16 protein-coding genes and 2 pseudogenes are annotated in these 18,617 nt (G+C 73.3%); 12 read left to right on the top strand and 6 right to left on the bottom strand.

Annotation, left to right across the window (positions count from 1 at the left end; all coding sequences use genetic code 11):
- Nucleotides 1-121 precede the first annotated feature (121 nt).
- The 6 genes from I5Q34_RS08370 (at nt 122) to I5Q34_RS08345 (ending at nt 4,817) form a co-directional block, all read left to right on the top strand.
- Nucleotides 122-979: a maleylpyruvate isomerase family mycothiol-dependent enzyme gene (locus I5Q34_RS08370; protein WP_199891555.1), complete on the top strand. Its 858-nt coding sequence runs from the start codon at nt 122-124 to the stop codon at nt 977-979.
- A gap of 47 nt (nt 980-1,026) precedes the next feature.
- Nucleotides 1,027-1,848, top strand: a complete 822-nt coding sequence (locus I5Q34_RS08365) for an aminoglycoside N(3)-acetyltransferase (protein WP_199891554.1) — start codon at nt 1,027-1,029, stop codon at nt 1,846-1,848.
- A gap of 51 nt (nt 1,849-1,899) precedes the next feature.
- A complete protein-coding gene (gene rsgA, locus I5Q34_RS35745; protein ID WP_199891553.1) occupies nt 1,900-2,361 on the top strand; it encodes a GTPase RsgA in 462 nt (153 codons plus the stop codon).
- A gap of 137 nt (nt 2,362-2,498) precedes the next feature.
- Nucleotides 2,499-3,014 carry a GNAT family N-acetyltransferase gene (locus tag I5Q34_RS08355; protein WP_199891552.1) on the top strand — a complete coding sequence of 172 codons (516 nt, stop codon included), beginning with the start codon at nt 2,499-2,501 and terminating at the stop codon, nt 3,012-3,014.
- A gap of 92 nt (nt 3,015-3,106) precedes the next feature.
- Nucleotides 3,107-3,607: an SRPBCC family protein gene (locus I5Q34_RS08350; protein ID WP_199891551.1), complete on the top strand. Its 501-nt coding sequence runs from the start codon at nt 3,107-3,109 to the stop codon at nt 3,605-3,607.
- A gap of 520 nt (nt 3,608-4,127) precedes the next feature.
- A complete protein-coding gene (locus tag I5Q34_RS08345) occupies nt 4,128-4,817 on the top strand; it encodes a pyridoxamine 5'-phosphate oxidase family protein (RefSeq protein ID WP_199891550.1) in 690 nt (229 codons plus the stop codon).
- A 7-nt stretch (nt 4,818-4,824) separates the two neighbouring features.
- Here the strand turns inward: I5Q34_RS08345 and I5Q34_RS08340 are convergent, their stop codons facing one another.
- The 3 genes and pseudogenes from I5Q34_RS08340 to I5Q34_RS08330 form a co-directional block, all read right to left on the bottom strand.
- The gene (locus I5Q34_RS08340) at nt 4,825-5,241 is read right to left on the bottom strand and encodes a hypothetical protein (RefSeq protein ID WP_199891549.1); all 417 of its coding nucleotides are present in this window, start codon (nt 5,239-5,241) and stop codon (nt 4,825-4,827) included.
- A gap of 136 nt (nt 5,242-5,377) precedes the next feature.
- Nucleotides 5,378-5,581: pseudogene (locus I5Q34_RS08335) on the bottom strand (ATP-dependent DNA ligase); the annotation flags it as partial.
- On the bottom strand, nt 5,578-6,213 hold the full coding sequence (locus I5Q34_RS08330; protein WP_199891548.1) for a DNA polymerase ligase N-terminal domain-containing protein: 636 nt from the start codon (nt 6,211-6,213) through the stop codon (nt 5,578-5,580). The pseudogene I5Q34_RS08335 and the gene I5Q34_RS08330, both read right to left, overlap by 4 nt.
- 489 nt (nt 6,214-6,702) lie before the next feature.
- Between I5Q34_RS08330 and I5Q34_RS08325 the strand changes: the two genes are divergently transcribed.
- Nucleotides 6,703-9,114 carry a glycoside hydrolase family 65 protein gene (locus I5Q34_RS08325; protein ID WP_199891547.1) on the top strand — a complete coding sequence of 804 codons (2,412 nt, stop codon included), beginning with the start codon at nt 6,703-6,705 and terminating at the stop codon, nt 9,112-9,114.
- Here the strand turns inward: I5Q34_RS08325 and I5Q34_RS08320 are convergent.
- Complete coding sequence (locus I5Q34_RS08320) at nt 9,053-12,772, bottom strand: hydantoinase B/oxoprolinase family protein (protein WP_199891546.1); 3,720 nt, start codon at nt 12,770-12,772, stop codon at nt 9,053-9,055. The genes I5Q34_RS08325 and I5Q34_RS08320 overlap by 62 nt on opposite strands.
- 159 nt (nt 12,773-12,931) lie before the next feature.
- On the opposite strand from I5Q34_RS08320, the gene I5Q34_RS08315 reads away from it, so the two are divergent.
- Nucleotides 12,932-13,963, top strand: coding sequence for an NAD(P) transhydrogenase subunit alpha (locus tag I5Q34_RS08315; RefSeq protein ID WP_199891545.1), 1,032 nt, complete (start codon nt 12,932-12,934; stop codon nt 13,961-13,963).
- A 10-nt stretch (nt 13,964-13,973) separates the two neighbouring features.
- On the opposite strand, the gene I5Q34_RS08310 is transcribed toward I5Q34_RS08315, so the two are convergent.
- Together I5Q34_RS08310 and I5Q34_RS08305 are read right to left on the bottom strand one after the other, a co-directional pair.
- On the bottom strand, nt 13,974-14,612 hold the full coding sequence (locus I5Q34_RS08310; RefSeq protein WP_199891544.1) for a hypothetical protein: 639 nt from the start codon (nt 14,610-14,612) through the stop codon (nt 13,974-13,976).
- Nucleotides 14,613-14,698: 86 nt separating this feature from the next.
- A pseudogene (locus I5Q34_RS08305) lies at nt 14,699-14,887 on the bottom strand (hypothetical protein); the annotation flags it as partial.
- Between the two features lie 199 nt (nt 14,888-15,086).
- On the opposite strand from I5Q34_RS08305, the gene I5Q34_RS08300 reads away from it, so the two are divergent.
- The 4 genes from I5Q34_RS08300 (at nt 15,087) to I5Q34_RS08285 (ending at nt 18,613) form a co-directional block, all read left to right on the top strand.
- The gene (locus I5Q34_RS08300; RefSeq protein WP_199891543.1) at nt 15,087-15,650 is read left to right on the top strand and encodes a PadR family transcriptional regulator; all 564 of its coding nucleotides are present in this window, start codon (nt 15,087-15,089) and stop codon (nt 15,648-15,650) included.
- A 44-nt stretch (nt 15,651-15,694) separates the two neighbouring features.
- Nucleotides 15,695-17,419 (top strand): acyl-CoA dehydrogenase family protein, encoded by a 1,725-nt coding sequence (locus I5Q34_RS08295; RefSeq protein ID WP_199891542.1) that lies wholly within the window; start codon nt 15,695-15,697, stop codon nt 17,417-17,419.
- Between the two features lie 111 nt (nt 17,420-17,530).
- Nucleotides 17,531-17,908 carry a hypothetical protein gene (locus tag I5Q34_RS08290; protein WP_234428611.1) on the top strand — a complete coding sequence of 126 codons (378 nt, stop codon included), beginning with the start codon at nt 17,531-17,533 and terminating at the stop codon, nt 17,906-17,908.
- A 171-nt stretch (nt 17,909-18,079) separates the two neighbouring features.
- Nucleotides 18,080-18,613, top strand: coding sequence for a hypothetical protein (locus tag I5Q34_RS08285; RefSeq protein WP_199891541.1), 534 nt, complete (start codon nt 18,080-18,082; stop codon nt 18,611-18,613).
- The last annotated feature ends 4 nt before the right edge of the window (nt 18,614-18,617 follow it).

Raw genomic sequence — 18,617 nt, 5'->3', positions numbered from 1 at the left:
GTGCCCGGCGGCGTACGGCCGTGCCGGCGGCCGGGGCCCGCAGTCCTTCCCGCCCGCGCCATGACCGCCGCGAACGGGATATTCAGTGGCCGGCCGGGCGCCCGGCCGGCAGGCTTTACCCATGACCTCCCGGCCCAACGACATGCCGGGCCATGCCTGGCTCGGTGCCCCGATCGACGCCCGGCCCCTGTTCGTCGCCGAGCACGCGGCGCTGATGGCCGCACTGCGCGGCCTGGCGCCCGCCGACTGGGGCAAGGAGGCGGTCCCGGGCTGGACCGTGCGCGATCTGGCCGCGCACCTCCTCGGTGACTTCTACGGGCGTCTCGCCCGGGACCGTGACGGCCACCGGGAGGGTCCCGGGTTCGCGCCGGGGGAAACGCTGGAGGCGTTCATCCACCGGATCAACCAGGAATGGGTGGACGCCCACGCCCGGGTGAGTCCGGCCGCGCTCACCGACACCCTGGACCTGGTCGGCGGGCAGACCGCCCGGTTCTTCGAGACCACCGACCCCGACGCCCCTTCGCTGGGCGTGTCCTGGGCCGGTGCCGACCCGTCCCCGATGTGGCTCGACAGCGCCCGGGACTTCACCGAGTTCTGGACCCACCGCCAGCAGATCCGCCACGCGACCGGCCGGGGCACGGATCCCGACCCGCGCTTCCTGTCCGTCGTCCTGGACACCTTCATGCGGGCCCTGCCCCACACCCTGCGCGACACCACGGCGCCCGTCGGCACGCAGATCCAGTTGGTTGTCGACGGCCCGGCCGGCGGCACCTGGACCGTCACCGCCACCGGGTCCCGCTGGTCCCTGGCCGAGCCGGACGGCGGGCGGCCCGCCGCCCGGGTGTGCCTGGACGCGGAGACCGCGTGGCGCCTGTGCACGCGGGGCGTCCGGCCGGACGCCGCGTCGGCCCGGGCCCGCATCGACGGTGACCGTCGGCTGGCGGAGGCGGCCTGCCGGATCGTCTCCATCGTCCACTGACCCCACCACCCCCTTGTGCGACACCTCTCATCCCAAGGACTTCCGCTGTGAACCCATCCCCCGTGTCCGGGCCTTTGTGCACGCGTGACTCTTTGGCCGCCGATCTGCGCGCGGCCGGGGCCGGACCCGGCCGGACCCTGTTGGTGCATTCCTCCCTCGCATCGCTGGGCTGGGTGGCCGGCGGTCCGGTGGCCGTCGTCCGGGCGTTCCTCGACGTGCTCGGGCCGGAGGGAACGCTCGTCGTTCCGACGATGACGGGGGACAACTCCGATCCCGCCGAGTGGGGCAACCCGCCCGTTCCGGAGCAGTGGTGGCCGGCCATCCGCGACGTGATACCCGCTTACGACCCGCGGGTCAGCCGGTCCTTCGGCATGGGGGTGATCGCGGAGACGGTCAGGTGCTGGCCCGGGGCGGTACGCAGCGCGCATCCGCAGGCGTCCTTCGCCGCGCTCGGCCCCCGGGCCCGGGAGGTCTCCGACGGCCACGCGCCCGACAGTCTCTTCGGTGAGTCCAGCCCGCTGGCCCGCCTGGAGGAGGCCGGTGCCCACGTCCTGCTGCTCGGCGTCGGCTTCGACGTGTGCTCCTGCTTCCACCTCGCCGAGTACCGCGTCCCGCACCCGCTGGAAGACGTCTCCTTCGCCGCCCGCACCGAGGCGGGCCGAACCTGGACGACCGTACGTGTCCCGGCCACCGACGCGGACGACTTCCCCGCCCTGGGAGCCGCGTTCGAAGCCGACCGGCCCGCCGCGGTACGGCACGGCATGGTCGGTGCGGCAGTCACACGGCTGTTCCCGCTCGCGGAAGCCGTCGCCTACGCCGAGCAATGGCTGCCCGCCCACCGAACCACCCCGCACCCTCACCCGGCGTGAACCACGGCGACCGGCCATCCCCTCTGTACCGGTCCCGCCTGTACCGGCGCGGTGGACACGCACCCCCGACGAGCATCCGACGAGCCCGGACTTCCGCCCGGGCGGAGATCCGCATCGCCGCGGCCCTGCCCGAACACGCGCCCGCGCGGAGGCCGCCGCGCTGCGGCCGTCGTCGCCACCGGCTCCGTCAGCGGCGAGGGCCTGGACGTCCTGACCGCGACCGTCACCGGCACCACGGTGCTGCCCGGCCCGTCCGGCGCGGGCAAGTCCACCCCGGCCAACGCCCTGCCGGGCGAGGACCGGATGGACACCGCCCCCGTACGAGCGGCCGACGGCAAGGGCCGGCACACCACCGTCCACCGCGAACCGCCGCCCATGCCCCACGGCGACGTCCTCATCGACACCCCGGGCCTGCGCGGCACCGCCCGGCCCACCGGCGAACGCTCCGGGTTCCGCAGAACCGTCACCGGCCACCGGCGGGCCATGCGCCGCTTCGAGGGTCGGCAGCAGTAGCCGGTGCCCATGGCGTCCCGGGCCCGGGGCCCGCCGCCCCGGCTCACCCACCACCACGTCCGGCGATCCGCACCGCAGAGCACGCGGACGCCACCACGACCACAAGAACTCGTCACGAAACGGAACGTGATCTCACCATGAGCACCCGTACCCACCACTGGCACACCCGCGCCGAGACCGAGGCCGACATCCCGGCCGTCCGCGCCGTCAACCTCGCCGCCTTCGACACCCCGCTCGAGGCCGACCTCGTCGACGCCCTGCGCGCCGACCCGTCCTGGATCGACGGCCTGTCAGTCGTCACCACCACCGAAGACGACAAGGTCGTCGGACACGCGCTGCTGACCCGCTGCCACATCGACGACACCCCGGCCCTGTGCCTCGCCCCCGTCGCCGTACTCCCCGAGTACCAGAAGACCGGCGCCGGTTCCGCCGCCATCCGTCACGCACTCGACGCGGCCAAGGGCATGGGCGAACACGCCGTCACCGTCCTCGGACACCCCGCCTACTACCCGCGGTTCGGCTTCACCCGCGCCTCGACACACGGCATCGGCCTGACCATCGAGGTACCGGACGAGGCCATGATGGCCATGGGCCTGGACGAGCGCCCCCTGCCCTCCGGCACCGTCCGCTACGCCGCCCCGTTCGGCATCTGAGCCCGGCCCCCCATCCGGCGGACCTGTCGGGGCGCGGGCGCGCCCCGACAGGTCCGGCCCCCGGATCCCCTCACGAGACCGGAGCCACCGCCATGAACAACGGCACCATCACCCACACCACCTACATCAACACCACGCCCGAGCGGGTCTGGCAGGGCCTGACCGACCCCGAACTCACCAGCCAGTACTGGGGCGTACGCTTCGACACCGACTGGAAGGCCGGCTCGCCGATGACCTGGGACGAGCTCGGCGGCCACACCGCCGACCCGGAGCAGATCGTCCTGGACAGCACCCCGCACCGGCGCCTCGCCTACACCTGGCACACCTTCACACCGCAGTGGGCCGAGGCCGTCGGCGTGAGCGAAGGCCTGCGTGCCGAACTCGCCGCAGAGCCCCGCACCAAGGTCGCCTTCGACATCGAGCCGACCGGGGCCATGACCCGCCTGACCATGGCCCACGAAGGCTTCGACCCGGACGGCGTCATGATCGGCATGTGCAGCGGGGCCTGGCCCCTGATCCTGTCCAGCCTCAAGACCCTGCTGGAGACCGGCACCCCGCTCCCCGACCCCGACGCGCACGCGCACGAGGGCTGAGCCGGTCAGGGGCAGGCCGCCACCTGGCCTGCCCCGCGTGCGGCAACGCGAGGCGAAGCGGGGACGGTGTGACGTCGGCGCAGTCCCGTGCCGGGTTCTGCGGAGCCGTACCGCGCCGGTCATCGCCTGTGCCGCGGCGCCGGCCCCGGTCGCCCTCGGCGCCGTCGCAGACGGCGGGCTCGCGCCGGGCGCGCGGCTGGGCGAGGACGCCGGCGGCGGTGGTCCGTCCCGAGTCGCGGGTGCGGCTCAGTGCGGCGGCTAAGTCCCGGGCGCAGGTGGCGGGTTGGCGCAGGATGCGAGTCGCGCGGCGGGGCAAGAAGCGGATCCTCGGCGTCCGGTGGCGTCCCGCCGGCCCGGGCGTCGGGCCGGGCGAAGAGGCCGGTGAGCCGCCACCGCCGGCGAGCTCCTCATCCGCCCCGGCGGGCCGGAAGATCTTCTTGCCAAACCTCCCGGCTGCGGGCAGGCTGACGCTGTCTTCGCACGGCCCGATCGGGTCGCACCGGAATGAGAAGGCCGCGATATGACCGAGCAGGCGCAGAACGCGCTGTCCGACGTCCTGCCCCGCACCGAACGCACCCGGCACCGTCGTCTGCGCGAACAGGGCAGCGACAGCCGGGCCGACCTCGACGCCGTCCTCGCGGACGGATTCCTCTGCCACCTCGGCGTGATGGTGGACGGCGTCCCCATGGTGGTGCCCACTGTCTACGGGGCCACCCCCGACACCCTGTACTTCCACGGGTCGGTCGCCAGCCGCAGCCTGGTCGCCTCGCCAAAGGCCCCGGTCTGTCTGACCGTCACCCACGTCGAGGGCCTGGTGCTGGCCCGCTCCGTCTTCGAGCACGGCGTCAACTACCGCAGCGCCATGGTCTACGGCGTGCCCCGGCTCGTCACCGACCCGGACGAGAAGCTCGCCGGTCTGCGCTGCCTCACCGAGCACATCACCCCCGGCCAGTGGGACTACGTCCGCCGGCCCAGCGGCAAGGAGCTCGTCGCGACCTCCCTGCTCGCGCTGTCGCTGGCGGAGGCGTCGGTGAAGATCCGCACCGGGCCGCCGGACGACGGTGACGGCCCCGACGCCGAACTCGGCCTCTGGGCCGGAGTCCTGCCGCTCCACCAGCACTGGGGCGCCCTGGAACCCGACCCGGCGCTGCCCGACGGCATCGACCCGCCGGCCCACCTCGCCGACCAGGCCCACCGGCCCCTGTTCTAGGGGCCCGTCAGCCGTCTGTCCGCACACTCGGTTCCCCACCCCCGCTCAGTGGGCCAGGAGTCGTCGCGAAGGCCCTCGACACCGGCACCCCCCCCTCGACACCGGTGACGCCTTCCCGCACCGCCGGCGCGACCGCGGGTCCGCCGCGCGGACCGTAGCTGTGCCGGGACCGGACCCCGCACAGCTGGACGAGCGGCCGCTCCTGCCCCAGTGCCGGCAGCCACTCCCGCGCGGACGGCCGGGCCGAGGGATCCACCACCCCCGGCCCGAAGGCCCGGTGCGCCGGCGCCAGCAGCGGGGGAGGGGGGACCGCCGGGTCGACGACCCCCTGCGGCACGACGACGCGGTCCGGCTGGACGACATAGGAGCAGCCGGCGGCGATGTTGTCCTTGACCGTCGACTGGGAGTCGCTGTCGTGCGGCACCCGCCGAAGGGGTCGTTGCCGCCCGTCAGCATCAGGTACACCAGCACGGCCAGCGCGAAGTCGTCGCCCGCCCGGGTGGCCGGACCGCCGGTCTGGCGCTCGGGCGCGGCGTGGTCCGCGGTCTGCACCGGGCAGTCCCGTCCGGGCAGCGCTCCAGCATCAGCGGCCGGCCGCGCAGGTGCGGCAGCATGCGCCGGGCGACGGTGCGGTAGTACTCGGCGAGGTCGGCCTTGGTGAGGCCATCGCCGCCCGGGCCTGCGCCGGGGAAGAGCACCTTGTCGGGGCGGCTGATGCCGACGGTGCGGTGGCCGGTGCGGATTTTCATGGCATCGCCGCTCATGGCCGGTCCGCCTTCGCCTCTTGGCGTGCGACCTGTCGCAGGGTGCGCCCGGTGCGGGCCGAGCAGGCCCGGGCGGGGTCGGGTGTGCCGTGGGCGGAGGCGTGCCGGTCCTGCCGTTTGACCAGCAGCCACGCCTCGTCATGGCCCTCGCGCATCCTGGTGAGCGCGTAACCGCCGTGCAGTTTGTGCCCGTCCAGCCGGAACGAGACGTGCCCGCGCCGCAGCGCCTCGGCCATCGGGACCCCGCGGCCGCCGCGGCCGGTGGTCTCGTTGCGGAAGGTGCCTTCGTCCCGGACGATGACCGGGCCCGCGCCGTACTCGCCCTCCGCGATCACGCCTTCGAAGCCGAGGTAGGATAGCGGGTGGTCCTCGGTCGGCATGGCCAGCCGCTTGTCCTGGGGATCCCGGGACGGTCCTTTGGGGACGGCCCAGGACTTCAGGACGCCGTCCGCCTCCAGCCGGAAGTCGAAGTGCGTCGTGCTCGCTTCGTGGATCTGGACGACGAAGGCCGGCCGTTCCCCGTGGCCGTCCGGCTCGTCCGTCCCGCCCGGTTCGGCGGTTCGGGAGAAGTCGCGCTTGCGGCGGTAATCGGCGAGCCCGTCCGCCGGTGCCCGTGCCTTGCGGGAGGCCATGTCGTCGCTCCCTTCTTCCGGTCACCGCGTCGCTCGCCTGCCCTGGATTCCGGTGCCGGGGGCATCCGCCCGCACGGACGGCCTTCGGGGCGGGAGGGGCACCATCCACTTCTCGCGGATCCTGATTGCGCGGTGCACGGCTCGGAGCCGCTTCCCCGCGTCCTTCCGGGCGTCCCTCCCGTCACCTCCATCACACCACTCCTCGGGGTGACCCACCAGGGCCGGTCAGTCCCGTTCGGTCCGGCACGGCACCTGCGGCGGGGCACCGGGGACCAGGGGTGAGCATCCCGACACGGCGAGTGGCCGGCCGTTGCCGTCCGCAGGGAGAGCATCTCCCGCGGTGGTGCCGGAGCCCGGCGGAGCGCAGCACGTCCGGGCGGCACCGGCGCGTCCGTACACGCCATCACGCCCCCGGCGGGGTGACGGGCCCCGCGAACCCCGCCGGCATCTGTTCTCCTGAACAGGAGGACGGAAGCGAGGCCGCGAACCATGCCGGAGTGGATCTGGGAGTACACGGGCTACGACCCCGCCGCCGAGGGACTGCGCGAAGCGCTCTGCACGCTCGGCAACGGGTACTTCGCCACCCGGGGCGCGGCCCCCGAGAGCAGCGCCGGCCACGGGCACTACCCGGGTACGTACGCGGCCGGCTGCTACGACCGCCTGGTGTCGACCGTGGGCGGCCGCGAGGTCGAGAACGAGGACATCGTCAACCTCCCGAACTGGCTGCCCCTGCGCTTCCGGCCGCTGCCCGCCACCGGCCCGCCCGGGCCCTGGGCCGTCATGGACGACGGAGGGTTCCTCGACCACCGGCTCGTCCTCGGGCTGCGGAACGGGACGCTCACCCGGACCTTCCGCCACCGGGCCGCCGACGGCCGGGTGCTGGACGTCGAACAGTGCCGCCTGGTCCACATGGGCGACCCGCACCTCGGCGTCCTGCGCACCGTCTTCACCGCCCGCGGCTGGACCGGCCGGATCCAGGTCGAATCGGCCCTCGACGGAAACGTCGTCAACGACAACGTGCCCCGCTACCGGGCCCTGGACGGCCGCCACCTCACGGCGTTCCGCGCCGGCTCCACCGGCCCGGACACGGTCTGGCTGCGCTGCCGCACGAGGACCTCCGACATCGGCGTCGCACTGGCCCAGCGCACCACCGTGACCGGGGGCGCGCCGGTCTCCGCGTACCGGGAGACGACCGGCCGCCACGCCGCCCACCGCTTCGAACTCGCCGTGTCCGACGGCCGTTCCGTCACCGTGGACAAGACGGTCGCGCTGCACACCTCCCACGACCGGGCGATCAGCGACCCCTTCACCGCCGCCGTCGAACGGGTGGCGGCGGCCGCGGACTTCCCCGGGCTCCTGCGGTCGCACACCGTCGCCTGGGAACAGCTGTGGCGGCGCGCGGACGTCTGGGTGCCGGGCGACGCCGGGCGCGTCCTGCGCCTGCACGTCTTCCACCTGCTGCAGACGCTCTCCCCGCACACGACCGACCTGGACGTGGGAGTGCCCGCGCGGGGGCTGCACGGCGAGGCCTACCGGGGCCACGTCTTCTGGGACGAGCTGTTCGTCCTGCCCTATCTGAACCTGCACTTCCCGGAGGTGTCCCGGGCATTGCTGAACTACCGCCACCGCCGCCTCCCCAGGGCTCTCCGGGCCGCGCGGCAGGAGGGGCGGGCCGGTGCGCGGTACCCCTGGCAGAGCGGCAGCGACGGACGCGACGAGACCCAGACGCTGCACCTCAACCCCCGCTCCGGCCACTGGGTGCCGGACCGCTCACGGCTCCAGCATCACGTCGGCTCGGCCGTCGCGTACAACGTGTGGCAGTACTGCCAGGCGACCGGCGACGTGAAGTACCTGCACACCAAGGGCGCGGACATGCTGCTGCAGATCGCCCGCTTCTGGGCCGGCCGGGCCGTCCTCGACCCCGCGAGCGGCCGGTACCGCGTCCGCGGGGTCGTCGGTCCCGACGAGTACCACGACGCCTACCCGGAAGCCGAGCGGCCCGGCATCGACGACAACGCGTACACCAACGTCACCGCCGCCTGGGTCCTCACCCGCGCGCTGGAGCTGGTCCGGTCCCTGCCCGACCGGCGCCGCCAGGAGCTGCTCGAACGCGGCACCCTCGACGCCGGGGAACTCCCGCTGTGGGAGGAGGTCTCCCGCCGCCTGTACGTGCCCTTCCACCGCGGCGTCATCAGCCAGTTCGACGGCTACGGGGAACTGGCCGAGCTCGACTGGGACCTCTACGGCGAACGGTACGGCGACATCAGGCGGCTGGACCGCATCCTGGAGGCCGAGGGCGACTCGGTCAACCGGTACCAGGCGTCGAAGCAGGCGGATGTGCTCATGCTCGGCTACCTCTTCTCGCCGGACGAACTGTCGGCCCAGTTCCGGCGGCTGGGGTACGGACTCACCGACGAGACGTGGCACCGCACCGTCGACCACTACCTGCGGCGCACCAGCCACGGCTCCACCCTCAGCGGCCTGGTCCACGGCTGGGTGCTGGCCCGCGCCCGCCGCGCCGACGCCTGGCGGTACTGCCGGGAGGCCCTCGAGGAGGACGCCGCCGACGTCCAGGGCGGCACCACGGCCGAGGGCATCCACCTCGGCGCGATGGCCGGCACCCTGGACCTGGTGCAGCGCGGCCTCACCGGCCTGGAGACCCGGGAGGACGCCCTCTGGCTCGACCCGGTGGAACTCCCTGAGCTCTCCGAGTTCGGATTCACCGTCCGCTACCGGGGGCACTGGGGGATCGGGGTGCGCCTGAGCGACGGCCAACTGACCGTCAGCGTCCCGGAGTCGGAGGAATCGGCGCTCAGGATCGTGCTCAGGGGGCGTACGCTCACCGTTCCGCCGGGGGAGACGCGGACGCTGACGCTGACCCCGGGTCATGGCGGCCGCTGACCCGGCGGTCACCGCAACGGCCGCCGGAAGGTACCCCCGGGGGCCCGTACCCGCCCCCGCCCGGGGTCTCCACCACCAGCACGTCACCGGGCAGCACCTCGACCGACTCGCAGCCGGCCATCGGCACGGTGCTCCCGTCGGCCCGCTCCACGCGGTTCGATCCCAGGGCGCCCGGCCGGCCGCCGGCCATGCCGTAGGGCGGGACCCGCCGGTGACCGGACAGGGTGCTCACCGTCATCGGCGCACGGAAGAGCAACCGCCGCACGGCACCGTCACCGCCGCGCCAGCGTCCCTCGCCCCCGCTGCCGGTGCGCACCGCGAACTCCTGGAGCAGGACGGGCAGTCGCCACTCGAGCACCTCGGGGTCGGTGAGGCGGGAGTTGGTCATGTGGGTCTGGACGGCGGACGTGCCGTCGAAGCCCGGACCGGCGCCCGACCCTGACGCGACCGTCTCGTAGTACTGGTGGCGGTCGTCGCCGAAGGTGACGTTGTTCATCGTGCCGGACCCCTCCGCCTGGGCCCCGAGCGCCGCGTAGAGCGCGCCGACGACGGCCTGGGACGTCTCGACGTTGCCGGCGACGATGGCGGCGGGATACTCGGGGGCGAGCATCGAGCCGGGCGGGACGACGATGCGCAGGGGGCGCAGACACCCGTCGTTGAGCGGGATGTCCTCGTCGATGAGCGTCCGGAAGACGTACAGCACCGCCGCGTTCACCACGGCGGTGGGGGCGTTGAAGTTCGTCCCCAGCTGGGCGGAGGTGCCGGTGAAGTCGATGGTCGCCGACCGCTGCCGGCGGTCGGTCCGCACGCTCACGGCGATGACCGCGCCGGAGTCGGTCTCGTAGCGGTACGCGCCGTCCGAGAGGCGGCCGACCGCCCGGCGGACGGCCTCCTCCGCGTTGTCCTGGACGTGGCGCATGTAGGCATGCACCATGTCGGGACCGAAGTGGTCGATCATCCTGCCGACCTCCTCGACGCCCTTGCGGTTGGCGGCGATCTGGGCCCGGAGGTCGGCCAGGTTGGTGTCGGGACTGCGGGACGGATAGCGGGCGGACGTCAGGAGGTCCAGGGTCTCGGCCTCCCGGAACCTGCCGTCCTCGACGAGCAGCCAGGTGTCGAACAGCACGCCTTCCTCGTCGATCTCGCGGCTGTTCGCCGGCATGGAGCCGGGCGTCAGTCCGCCGATCTCCGCGTGGTGCCCCCGGGACGCGACATAGAAGAGGACCGCCGGGCCGGCCGTTCCGTTCCGCTCGTCGAAGACGGGGGTCACCACCGTGATGTCGGGAAGGTGGGTGCCGCCGTGATAGGGGTCGTTGACGGCGTAGGCGTCGCCGGGCCGCATCCTCCCGGACCGCCGGCGGAGCACCTCCCTGACGGCGGTTCCCATGGAGCCCAGGTGCACCGGGATGTGCGGGGCGTTGGCCACGAGATGGCCCTCGGGGTCGAACAACGCGCAGGAGAAGTCCAGCCGTTCCTTGATGTTGACGGACTGCGCCGTCGCCTCCAGCCGCGCCCCCATCTGCTCGGCGACGGACACGAAGAAGCTGTTGAAGATCTCCAGCAGGACCGGGTCGGCCCGGGTCTCCACCTCGGCTCCGGCCGGCGGGGCCGTGCGCTCGACGAGCAGATGGCCGGCCTCCGTCACGGCGGCCCGCCAGCCGGGCTCCACCACCGTGGTCGCGTCGGCCTCGGTGATGACGGCGGGGCCGGACACCACGGCACCGGGGCGCAGGTGTTCGCGTTCCCACAGGGGCACCTCGCGCCACGCCCCGTCCGTGTGCAACGGGACCGTACCGGTGTCGTCCGGGCCGTCTGCCGCCACCGGCCGGGCCGGGGCCAGGTCGCCGGGCCCGGGCTGCGGGGTGAGCCCGGTGGCCTCGACGGAGAGCGCCTCGACGATGACCGGCCGCTCCAGGAGGAACGAGTACATCGCCCGGTGGTTCGCCTCGAACTCCTCCGCCATGGCCCGGCGTTCGCCGAGTGCCACCGTCACGGCCGTGTCCGTGCCGTCGTAGCGCAGCCGGGCGCGGCCGGTGACCCGGACGCGCCCGGCGGGGACGTCCTGGTCCCGGAGGGCGGCGCGGGCCGCGGTCTCCAGCTCCTCGGCCACGGCGCGGATCCGCTCCATGCTCCCTTCTTCGAGGGGGAGTTCCACCGACCGCTCCAGCAGGGTGGTGGTGTCGGCCAGACCCATGCCCAGCGCGGAGAGCACCCCGGCCATGGGAGGTACGAGGACCGTGCGGATGCCGAGGGAATCGGCCACGGCGCAGGCGTGCTGGCCCCCGGCACCGCCGAACGTGGTCAGCGCGTACTCGGTGACGTCGCGGCCCTTCTGCACCGAGATGCGCTTGACGGCGGCGGCCATGTTCGCCACCGCCACCCGCAGGAACCCCTCGGCGACCTGCTCCGGGGTGCGCCGGTCGCCGGTGGCGGCGTGGATCCCGTCCGCGAGCTCGGTGAAGCGGCGGCGCACGACGCCGGGGTCCAAGGGCTGGTCGCCGTCCGGCCCGAACACCCTGGGGAAGTGTGCCGGCTGGACGCGGCCGAGCATCACATTGGCGTCGGTGACGGTCAGCGGTCCGCCGGCGCGGTAGCAGGCGGGCCCCGGACGGGCGCCCGCGGAGTCGGGGCCGACACGGTAACGGCTGCCGTCGAAGTGCAGGACGGAGCCGCCTCCGGCGGCGACGGTGTGGATGTCCAGCATGGGCGCCTGCAGCCGGACGCCCGCCACCTGGGAGGTCACCACCCGCTCGAAGGCGTCCGCGAAGTGCGACACGTCCGTCGAGGTGCCGCCCATGTCGAAACCGATGACCTTCCGGAAGCCCGCCAGCCGCGACATGCGGGCCATGCCGACGATGCCGCCCGCCGGCCCCGACAGGATGGCGTCCTTGCCCCGGAAGTGACCGGCCTCGGCGAGACCCCCGCTGGACTGCATGAACATCAGACGGACACCGGGCAGCCGGTGCGCCACCTGCTGGACGTAGCGGCGCAGAACGGGCGAGAGGTAGGCGTCGACCACGGCCGTGTCACCGCGCGGCACCAGCTTCATCAGGCGGCTGACCTCGCTCGACAGCGAGACCTGCGGGAATCCGATCCGCTCCGCCAGCCTCCCGATCGCCTCCTCGTGCGCCGGATGCAGATGACTGTGCACGCACACCACCGCCACGGCCCGGATGCCGTCGTCGTAGGCCCGGCGCAGGCCGGTGGACAGGCCGTCGAGGTCGGGCGGCACCAGGACCTCGCCGTCGGCCGTGACGCGCTCGGACACCTCGACGACCCGCTCGTACAGCACTTCCGGCAGGACGATCCGCCGGTCGAAGAGACCGGGGCGGTTCTGGTAGCCGATGCGCAGGGCGTCCCGGAACCCCTCGGTGATCACCAGCACCGTTCGCTCGCCCGTGCGCTCCAGCAGGGCGTTGGTGGCCACGGTCGTGCCCATCCGCACGACCTCGACCGTACCGGGCCGGATCTCCTGCTCCTCGCGCAGGCCGAGCAGCCGGCGGATCCCCTCGACCGCCGCGTCGTCGTAGCGGTCCGGGTCCTCCGAGAGGAGTTTGCGGGTCAGCAGCCGCCCGTCCGGGCCGCGGGCGACGATATCGGTGAAGGTGCCACCCCGGTCGACCCAGAATTGCCAGCCCTGACCGACACCGGACGCCATGTCGCCCCTTCCTCCGCCGCCCACCGCTCCTCCGCCGCCCACCACCGGCCGACGCGGGTCCTTCAGCATGGCCCGGCCGTCACGGTTTCGCGGTGCAACGCACCCGGAGCGAGATCCATACTGGGAGGCGGGACGCCTTCGAACGGAGGTCGGCCGCCGATGACGGGCCTGACGGTGGGCGTGTACAAGGAGACCGTGCCGGGCGAGCGGCGGGTGGCGCTCGTGCCGGAGTCGGTCCGGCCCCTGCAGGCCCTGGGCCTGGCCGTGGCGGTGGAATCGGGCGCCGGGGCACCGAGCCGGCGGCCCGACGACCTCTACCGGCGGGCCGGCGCCGACACGGTCACCCTCGACCGGCTCCTCGACCGCTCGGACGTCCTCGTGGGCGTACGGCCGCCCAACCTGCCGGCCGGCCGAGGGCTCCGCCGCAGACAGACGCTGATCGCCCTCCTGGACCCGCTGCGCATCCCGTTCCGCGTCCGGGACTGGGCGGACGGCGGCGTGACCTCGATCGGGCTGGACCTGGCGCCACAGGACTCGGTCCTGGCACGGCCGATGGACGCCGTCGCCTCACAGGGCCGGCTCGCCGGCTACAAGGCGGCTCTCCTGGCGGCCGACCGCCTGGACCGTCCGCTGCACGGCACCGCCGACGCCGCGCCGGAGCCCGCCCGGGCCCTGGTCCTCGGCGTGGACCCCGCCGCGGCGGAAGCGGCCGCGACCCTGCGCCGCCTCGGAGCGGAGGTGCGCGTCCATGACCGGCTCGCCGGCTCGCCGGCCGGCGTCGACGTGCTCGTCACCACGCTCCGGCCGCGCCGGGGGCGGCCGCCGCCCCGCCTGGTGGCGGCCCGGGACCTGGCGGACATGAGGGCGGGATCCGTTGTCGTCGACCTGACCGCCGGGCCCGGAGGGGGCAACGTCGACGGCGTACGCCCGGACCACACGGACGTCGTCGGGCCCGGCGTGACGCTGATCGGCGCGGGGCGGCTCGCGGAGGACATTCCGGGGGCGGCTTCCACGGCGTACGCCCGCAACGTTCAGGCACTGCTCGAGTACGTCGTGCGCGACGGCGGGCTGTGGACCGACCCGGACGATCCCGTACTGCGGGCCATGCTGGTGACCCATGACAGGCTGGTGCGCGACCCGGACGTGTGGCAGCTGATCCTCGGTCAGACGGCGGTGGCCGGGCTGCCGTGACGCGCGTCCTTCAGCCCCGCGGCGCGGTCCTCCGCAGCAGGGCGACGTGCGCGGCCACGGCGGCGGCGCGCTGGGCGCACTCGGCGTAGCAGCGGCCCAGCACCGCCACGTCCACCGCGTCCATGACACCGAGCGCGGCGCTTCCGGAGAGCAAGGTGTGGCACAGGCGTTCCTGCCGGTCCTCGACGTCCGCCAGCTGGGCATCGGTGACCGCGCCGCGGGCCGGGGAGGCGACGGAGTCGTGAGCCCGGTCGATCAGGCCCAGACAGGCTTCACCCATGTCCCGCAGGGGATCCCCGACGGACGCGGGAAGCGGTGGCTTCGACCGGCGGGCCCAGGCGATGTCACCCACCTGGCGCGCCAGCACGGCCATGCGCCCCACGTCCTCACCGACGTACATGCCGGTGATGACGGTGCGCACGTCGGCCTCCGGGGCGACGCCCGCGGCCGGGCCCGTCGAGGCGAGATCCTCCGCCGTCTCCCAGAGCTCCCCGAGGGCCCTGTCGACGGCGGCCATCCCCTTCTCGCCGCCCGCCGCGGAGCGGGCCAGGACGGCGGTGGCACCGCTCAGAGCGGTACGGGCCAGACGGAGCAGGTCGGCCGACCGCCGGGCGCCGTAATCCGTCCGATCCGGGCCCTGCTCCTGCACGTCGAGCTCCTTGCCCTGATGGGTGGCCTGTTCTCACGACTGCAGAAGCATGCCAAAGGAGCTTCGGCGGAGAAGGCCCGGCGCGCCGCCGTCCCGTAGTGGCCGAGCAGCCGGGGCTTGATGCGCTCGGGGCGCAACGGCTGCCTCGGCAGCGGGTTCGCCATCAGGTGGATCTGCCCGACGGCCAGGTAGTTCGCGGCGCGCCAGTGGGCGTCCAGGGCGCGGAGCTCCTCGTCTGTGAGACCTATGGCCGGCGTCGTGGTGACGTTCCGCATGACTGGCTCCGAAGGGGGACGGGGCCTGCCTGCATCGTCTTCCCGGACCGGCCCGCACGCGGAGGCGTCGCCAGGGCCGGTCGGGAGGGCGCCGGGGGCCGTCCGGCCCCTGAGGGCGGACGGTATCCGTGGGGTGAGCCGCGTCTCACCCACCCGGCCCCCCTTGCCTATGAAACGAGTTGCATAGAGGATCCGACGCATGGCGCTCGAGCACGCGATCCTCGTCTCCCTGCTGGAGAAGCCGGGCTCCGGCTATGAGCTCGCCCGGCGGTTCGACCGGTCCATCGGCTACTTCTGGACCGCGACCCACCAGCAGATCTACCGCGTCCTCAAGCGGATGGAGGGCGACGGCTGGGTCGCGGCGCGCGAGGTGGCGCAGCAGGGCAGGCCGGACAAGAAGCACTACTCGGTCGCGGCCGCCGGCCGAAAGGTCCTCTCCGCGTGGCTGCACGAGCCGATCGAGCCCGAGAGCGTCCGGCACGACCTCGCCGTGAAGATCCGCGGCGCGGCCTTCGACGACCCGTCCGCCCTCATGCGCGAGGTCGAGCGGTACCGCGCGGTGCACTCCGAGCGCCTCGCGCACTACCTCGCGGGGGAGATCCGCGACTTCACCGGGCCCGAGGCACCCGGAACGCCGGACGCCGGACGGGAGTTGCAGCACGTCGTGCTGCGCGGCGGCATCGCCTACGAGCGGATGACGCTCGCCTGGCTCGACGACGTGCTCGCCACCCTCCACCGGATCCGTGAGCGTCCGGGGCACTGACCCCATCCCGACCCATCGACTTCCAGCCGGAAAGGCGACCCTCCATGGCCGACCCGCTCCTCCTCAACCCGCGCACCTACGACCCGGCGCACTTCGACCCCGAGACCCGCAGGCTGCTGCGCGCGACCGTCGACTGGTTCGAGACCCGCGGCAAGCGCAGGCTGATCGAGGACTACCGCTCCCGCGCCTGGCTGGCGGACTTCCTCGAATTCTCCGCGAAGGAGGGCCTGTTCGCGACGTTCCTCACCCCCTCCGCGGATGCCTCCGGCCACCCGGACAAGCGGTGGGACACCGCCCGCATCGCCGCCCTCAACGAGATATTCGGCTTCTACGGCCTCGACTACTGGTACGCCTGGCAGGTCACCATCCTCGGCCTCGGCCCGGTCTGGCAGAGCGGCAACGCCGCCGCCCGCGCCCGCGCCGCCGAACTCCTCGACCAGGGTGAGGTGTTCGCCTTCGGCCTGTCCGAGAAGACCCACGGCGCCGACATCTACTCGACCGACATGCTGCTGGAGCCCGACGGCGAGGGCGGCTTCCGGGCCACCGGCTCCAAGTACTACATCGGCAACGGCAACGCGGCCGGCCTCGTCTCCGTCTTCGGCCGCCGCACCGACGTCGAAGGCCCCGACGGCTATGTCTTCTTCGCCGCCGACAGCCGCCACGAGGCGTACCACCTGGTCAAGAACGTGGTCGATTCGTCGAAGTACGTGAGCGAGTTCCGGCTGGAGGACTACCCGGTCGCTCCCGAGGACGTCCTGCACACCGGGCGCGCCGCGTTCGACGCCGCGCTGAACACCGTCAACGTCGGCAAGTTCAACCTGTGCACCGCCTCCATCGGCATCTGCGAGCACGCGATGTACGAGGCCGTCACCCACGCGCACAACCGCGTCCTCTACGGCCGCCCCGTCACCGCCTTCCCGCACGTGCGCCGCGAGTTGACCGACGCGTACGTCCGGCTCGCCGGCATGAAGCTCTTCAGCGACCGCGCCGTCGACTACTTCCGCACCGCCGGCCCCGACGACCGCCGTTACCTGCTCTTCAACCCCATGACGAAGATGAAGGTGACGACCGAGGGCGAGAAGGTCATCGACCTCATGTGGGACGTCATCGCGGCCAAGGGCTTCGAGAAGGACACCTACTTCGCCCAGGCCGCCTCCGAGATCCGCGGCCTGCCGAAGCTGGAGGGCACGGTCCACGTCAACCTCGCGCTCATCCTGAAGTTCCTGCGCAACCACCTGCTGGCGCCCGCCGACTACCCGTCCGTGCCGACGCGGCTGGACGCGGCCGACGACACGTTCCTCTTCGAGCAGGGCCCGGCCCGCGGCCTGGGCTCGGTGCGCTTCCACGACTGGCGGCCCGCCTACGACGCGTACGCCCACCTGCCGAACGTCGCCCGCTTCCGCGAACAGGCCGACGCGCTCTGCGAGTTCGTCACCACCGCGGCCCCCGACGAGGAGCAGAGCCGCGACCTGGACCTCCTCCTGGCCGTCGGCCAGCTCTTCGCCCTGGTCGTGCACGGCCAGCTGATCCTGGAGCAGGCGGCGTTGACGACCGGGGCCGGGGAGGACGTCCTCGACGAGCTGTTCGCCGTGCTCGTCCGCGACTTCTCCGCCCACGCCGTCGAGCTGCACGGCAAGGACTCGGCCACCGAGGAGCAGCAGACCTGGGCGCTCGGCGCAGTACGCCGCCCGGTCGTCGACGCGGCCCGCTCGGCGCGGGTGTGGGAGTGGGTCGAGGCGCTGGCGGGGGCGTACGAGATGACGCCGTAAGCGGCGCCGGAGAGCGGGCGTGTCTTTTCCGATCTTCGGAGGTTAGTGCAAGCGGACCGCGCCGGGCGGTCCGCGTCCGAAGGGACGCACCACGAGGAAGAGGGCGTTCGCATGGTTCGTGGCTCCAGGATCCTGGCTGCGCTGGCACTGTCGGCGATCACCGTGTGCGGCGGCGCGGGTGCGGCCTCCGCGAGCGGGGGCGAGGACATCACGGGCGGTGTCCTCTCCGTGCTGAGCAGTAGCAGCAGCACGGGACACGCCGATCAGTGCGGAGCGCCCATCGGCAGCGTCGGCGTGAAGGCGACCTGCCGGGTCAAGCACATCCACGGGGACGGGGAGCGGTCGGGCGGCGAGCGCGTGGACGGCGGGCTGCTGTCCCATGTCGCTTCCTGGAACGCCACGGGGCACAGCAACAACTGCGGGAACCCCAACGTCGCGGTGTTCAGCGAGACGACCTGTGTCACCGAGCATGTGCACCATGGGCGTTGAGGTCACCTGACGATACGTCAGCAAGGGGCGGCCGGCGGGGCGTGCGCGCTCCCCGGCCCGCCCGTGCGCCAACCGGTCCGGGGACGCGTGTCATCGGCCGGTCGAGGGCCTCGGCGTTTGGGAGGATCCCAGTGTCGGCGGTGGGCCGGGGGTGACCGGGGAGGGTGAGTCGTGAGTCGGATGGCCGGGTGGGTGCGGAGGTGGGGGAGCGTCGTCGTGGCGCTGGGGCTGACGGTGGCGGGGGCCACCGGAGCATCGGCACACGCGCGCGAGGAGAAGGCGGCGGTCAGCTGTGCAGGGAGCAACACGATTGACTTCTCGCCCGGGTTGAGCCTGGCGCCGCGGAAGACGCGGATCGGCGGGGAGGGCGCCTACCGCTGCACGTCCACCGTTCCCGGACTCACCTCGGCGAAGTCCGTGATCAGCGGCGGCGGGACGAACGGCTGCTTCACCTCCGAGGCCACCACGGTGGAGGAGATCACCTGGAGCACCGGCGAGAAGAGCGCGGTGACCTACCCCCTGGGGAATGTGCGGCAAATCGTCGGCCAGGCCGTGGTGTTGGTCATGGGGAAGGTGGTGTCGGGGAAGTTCGCCGGCCGGGCGGTCTTCTCGCCCGGTGTCCAGCTCACCCTCGACGTCCCGGCGTGCGCCATGGAGCGCGGGGTGCGGCGGATCACCGGCCCGTCGGTGCTGCTGATTCCCTGACCTT

The sequence above is a fragment of the Streptomyces sp. AV19 genome (genome assembly GCF_015999245.1).
GTDB lineage: Bacteria > Actinomycetota > Actinomycetes > Streptomycetales > Streptomycetaceae > Streptomyces.
This window is presented reverse-complemented; position numbering and strand designations above follow the sequence as displayed.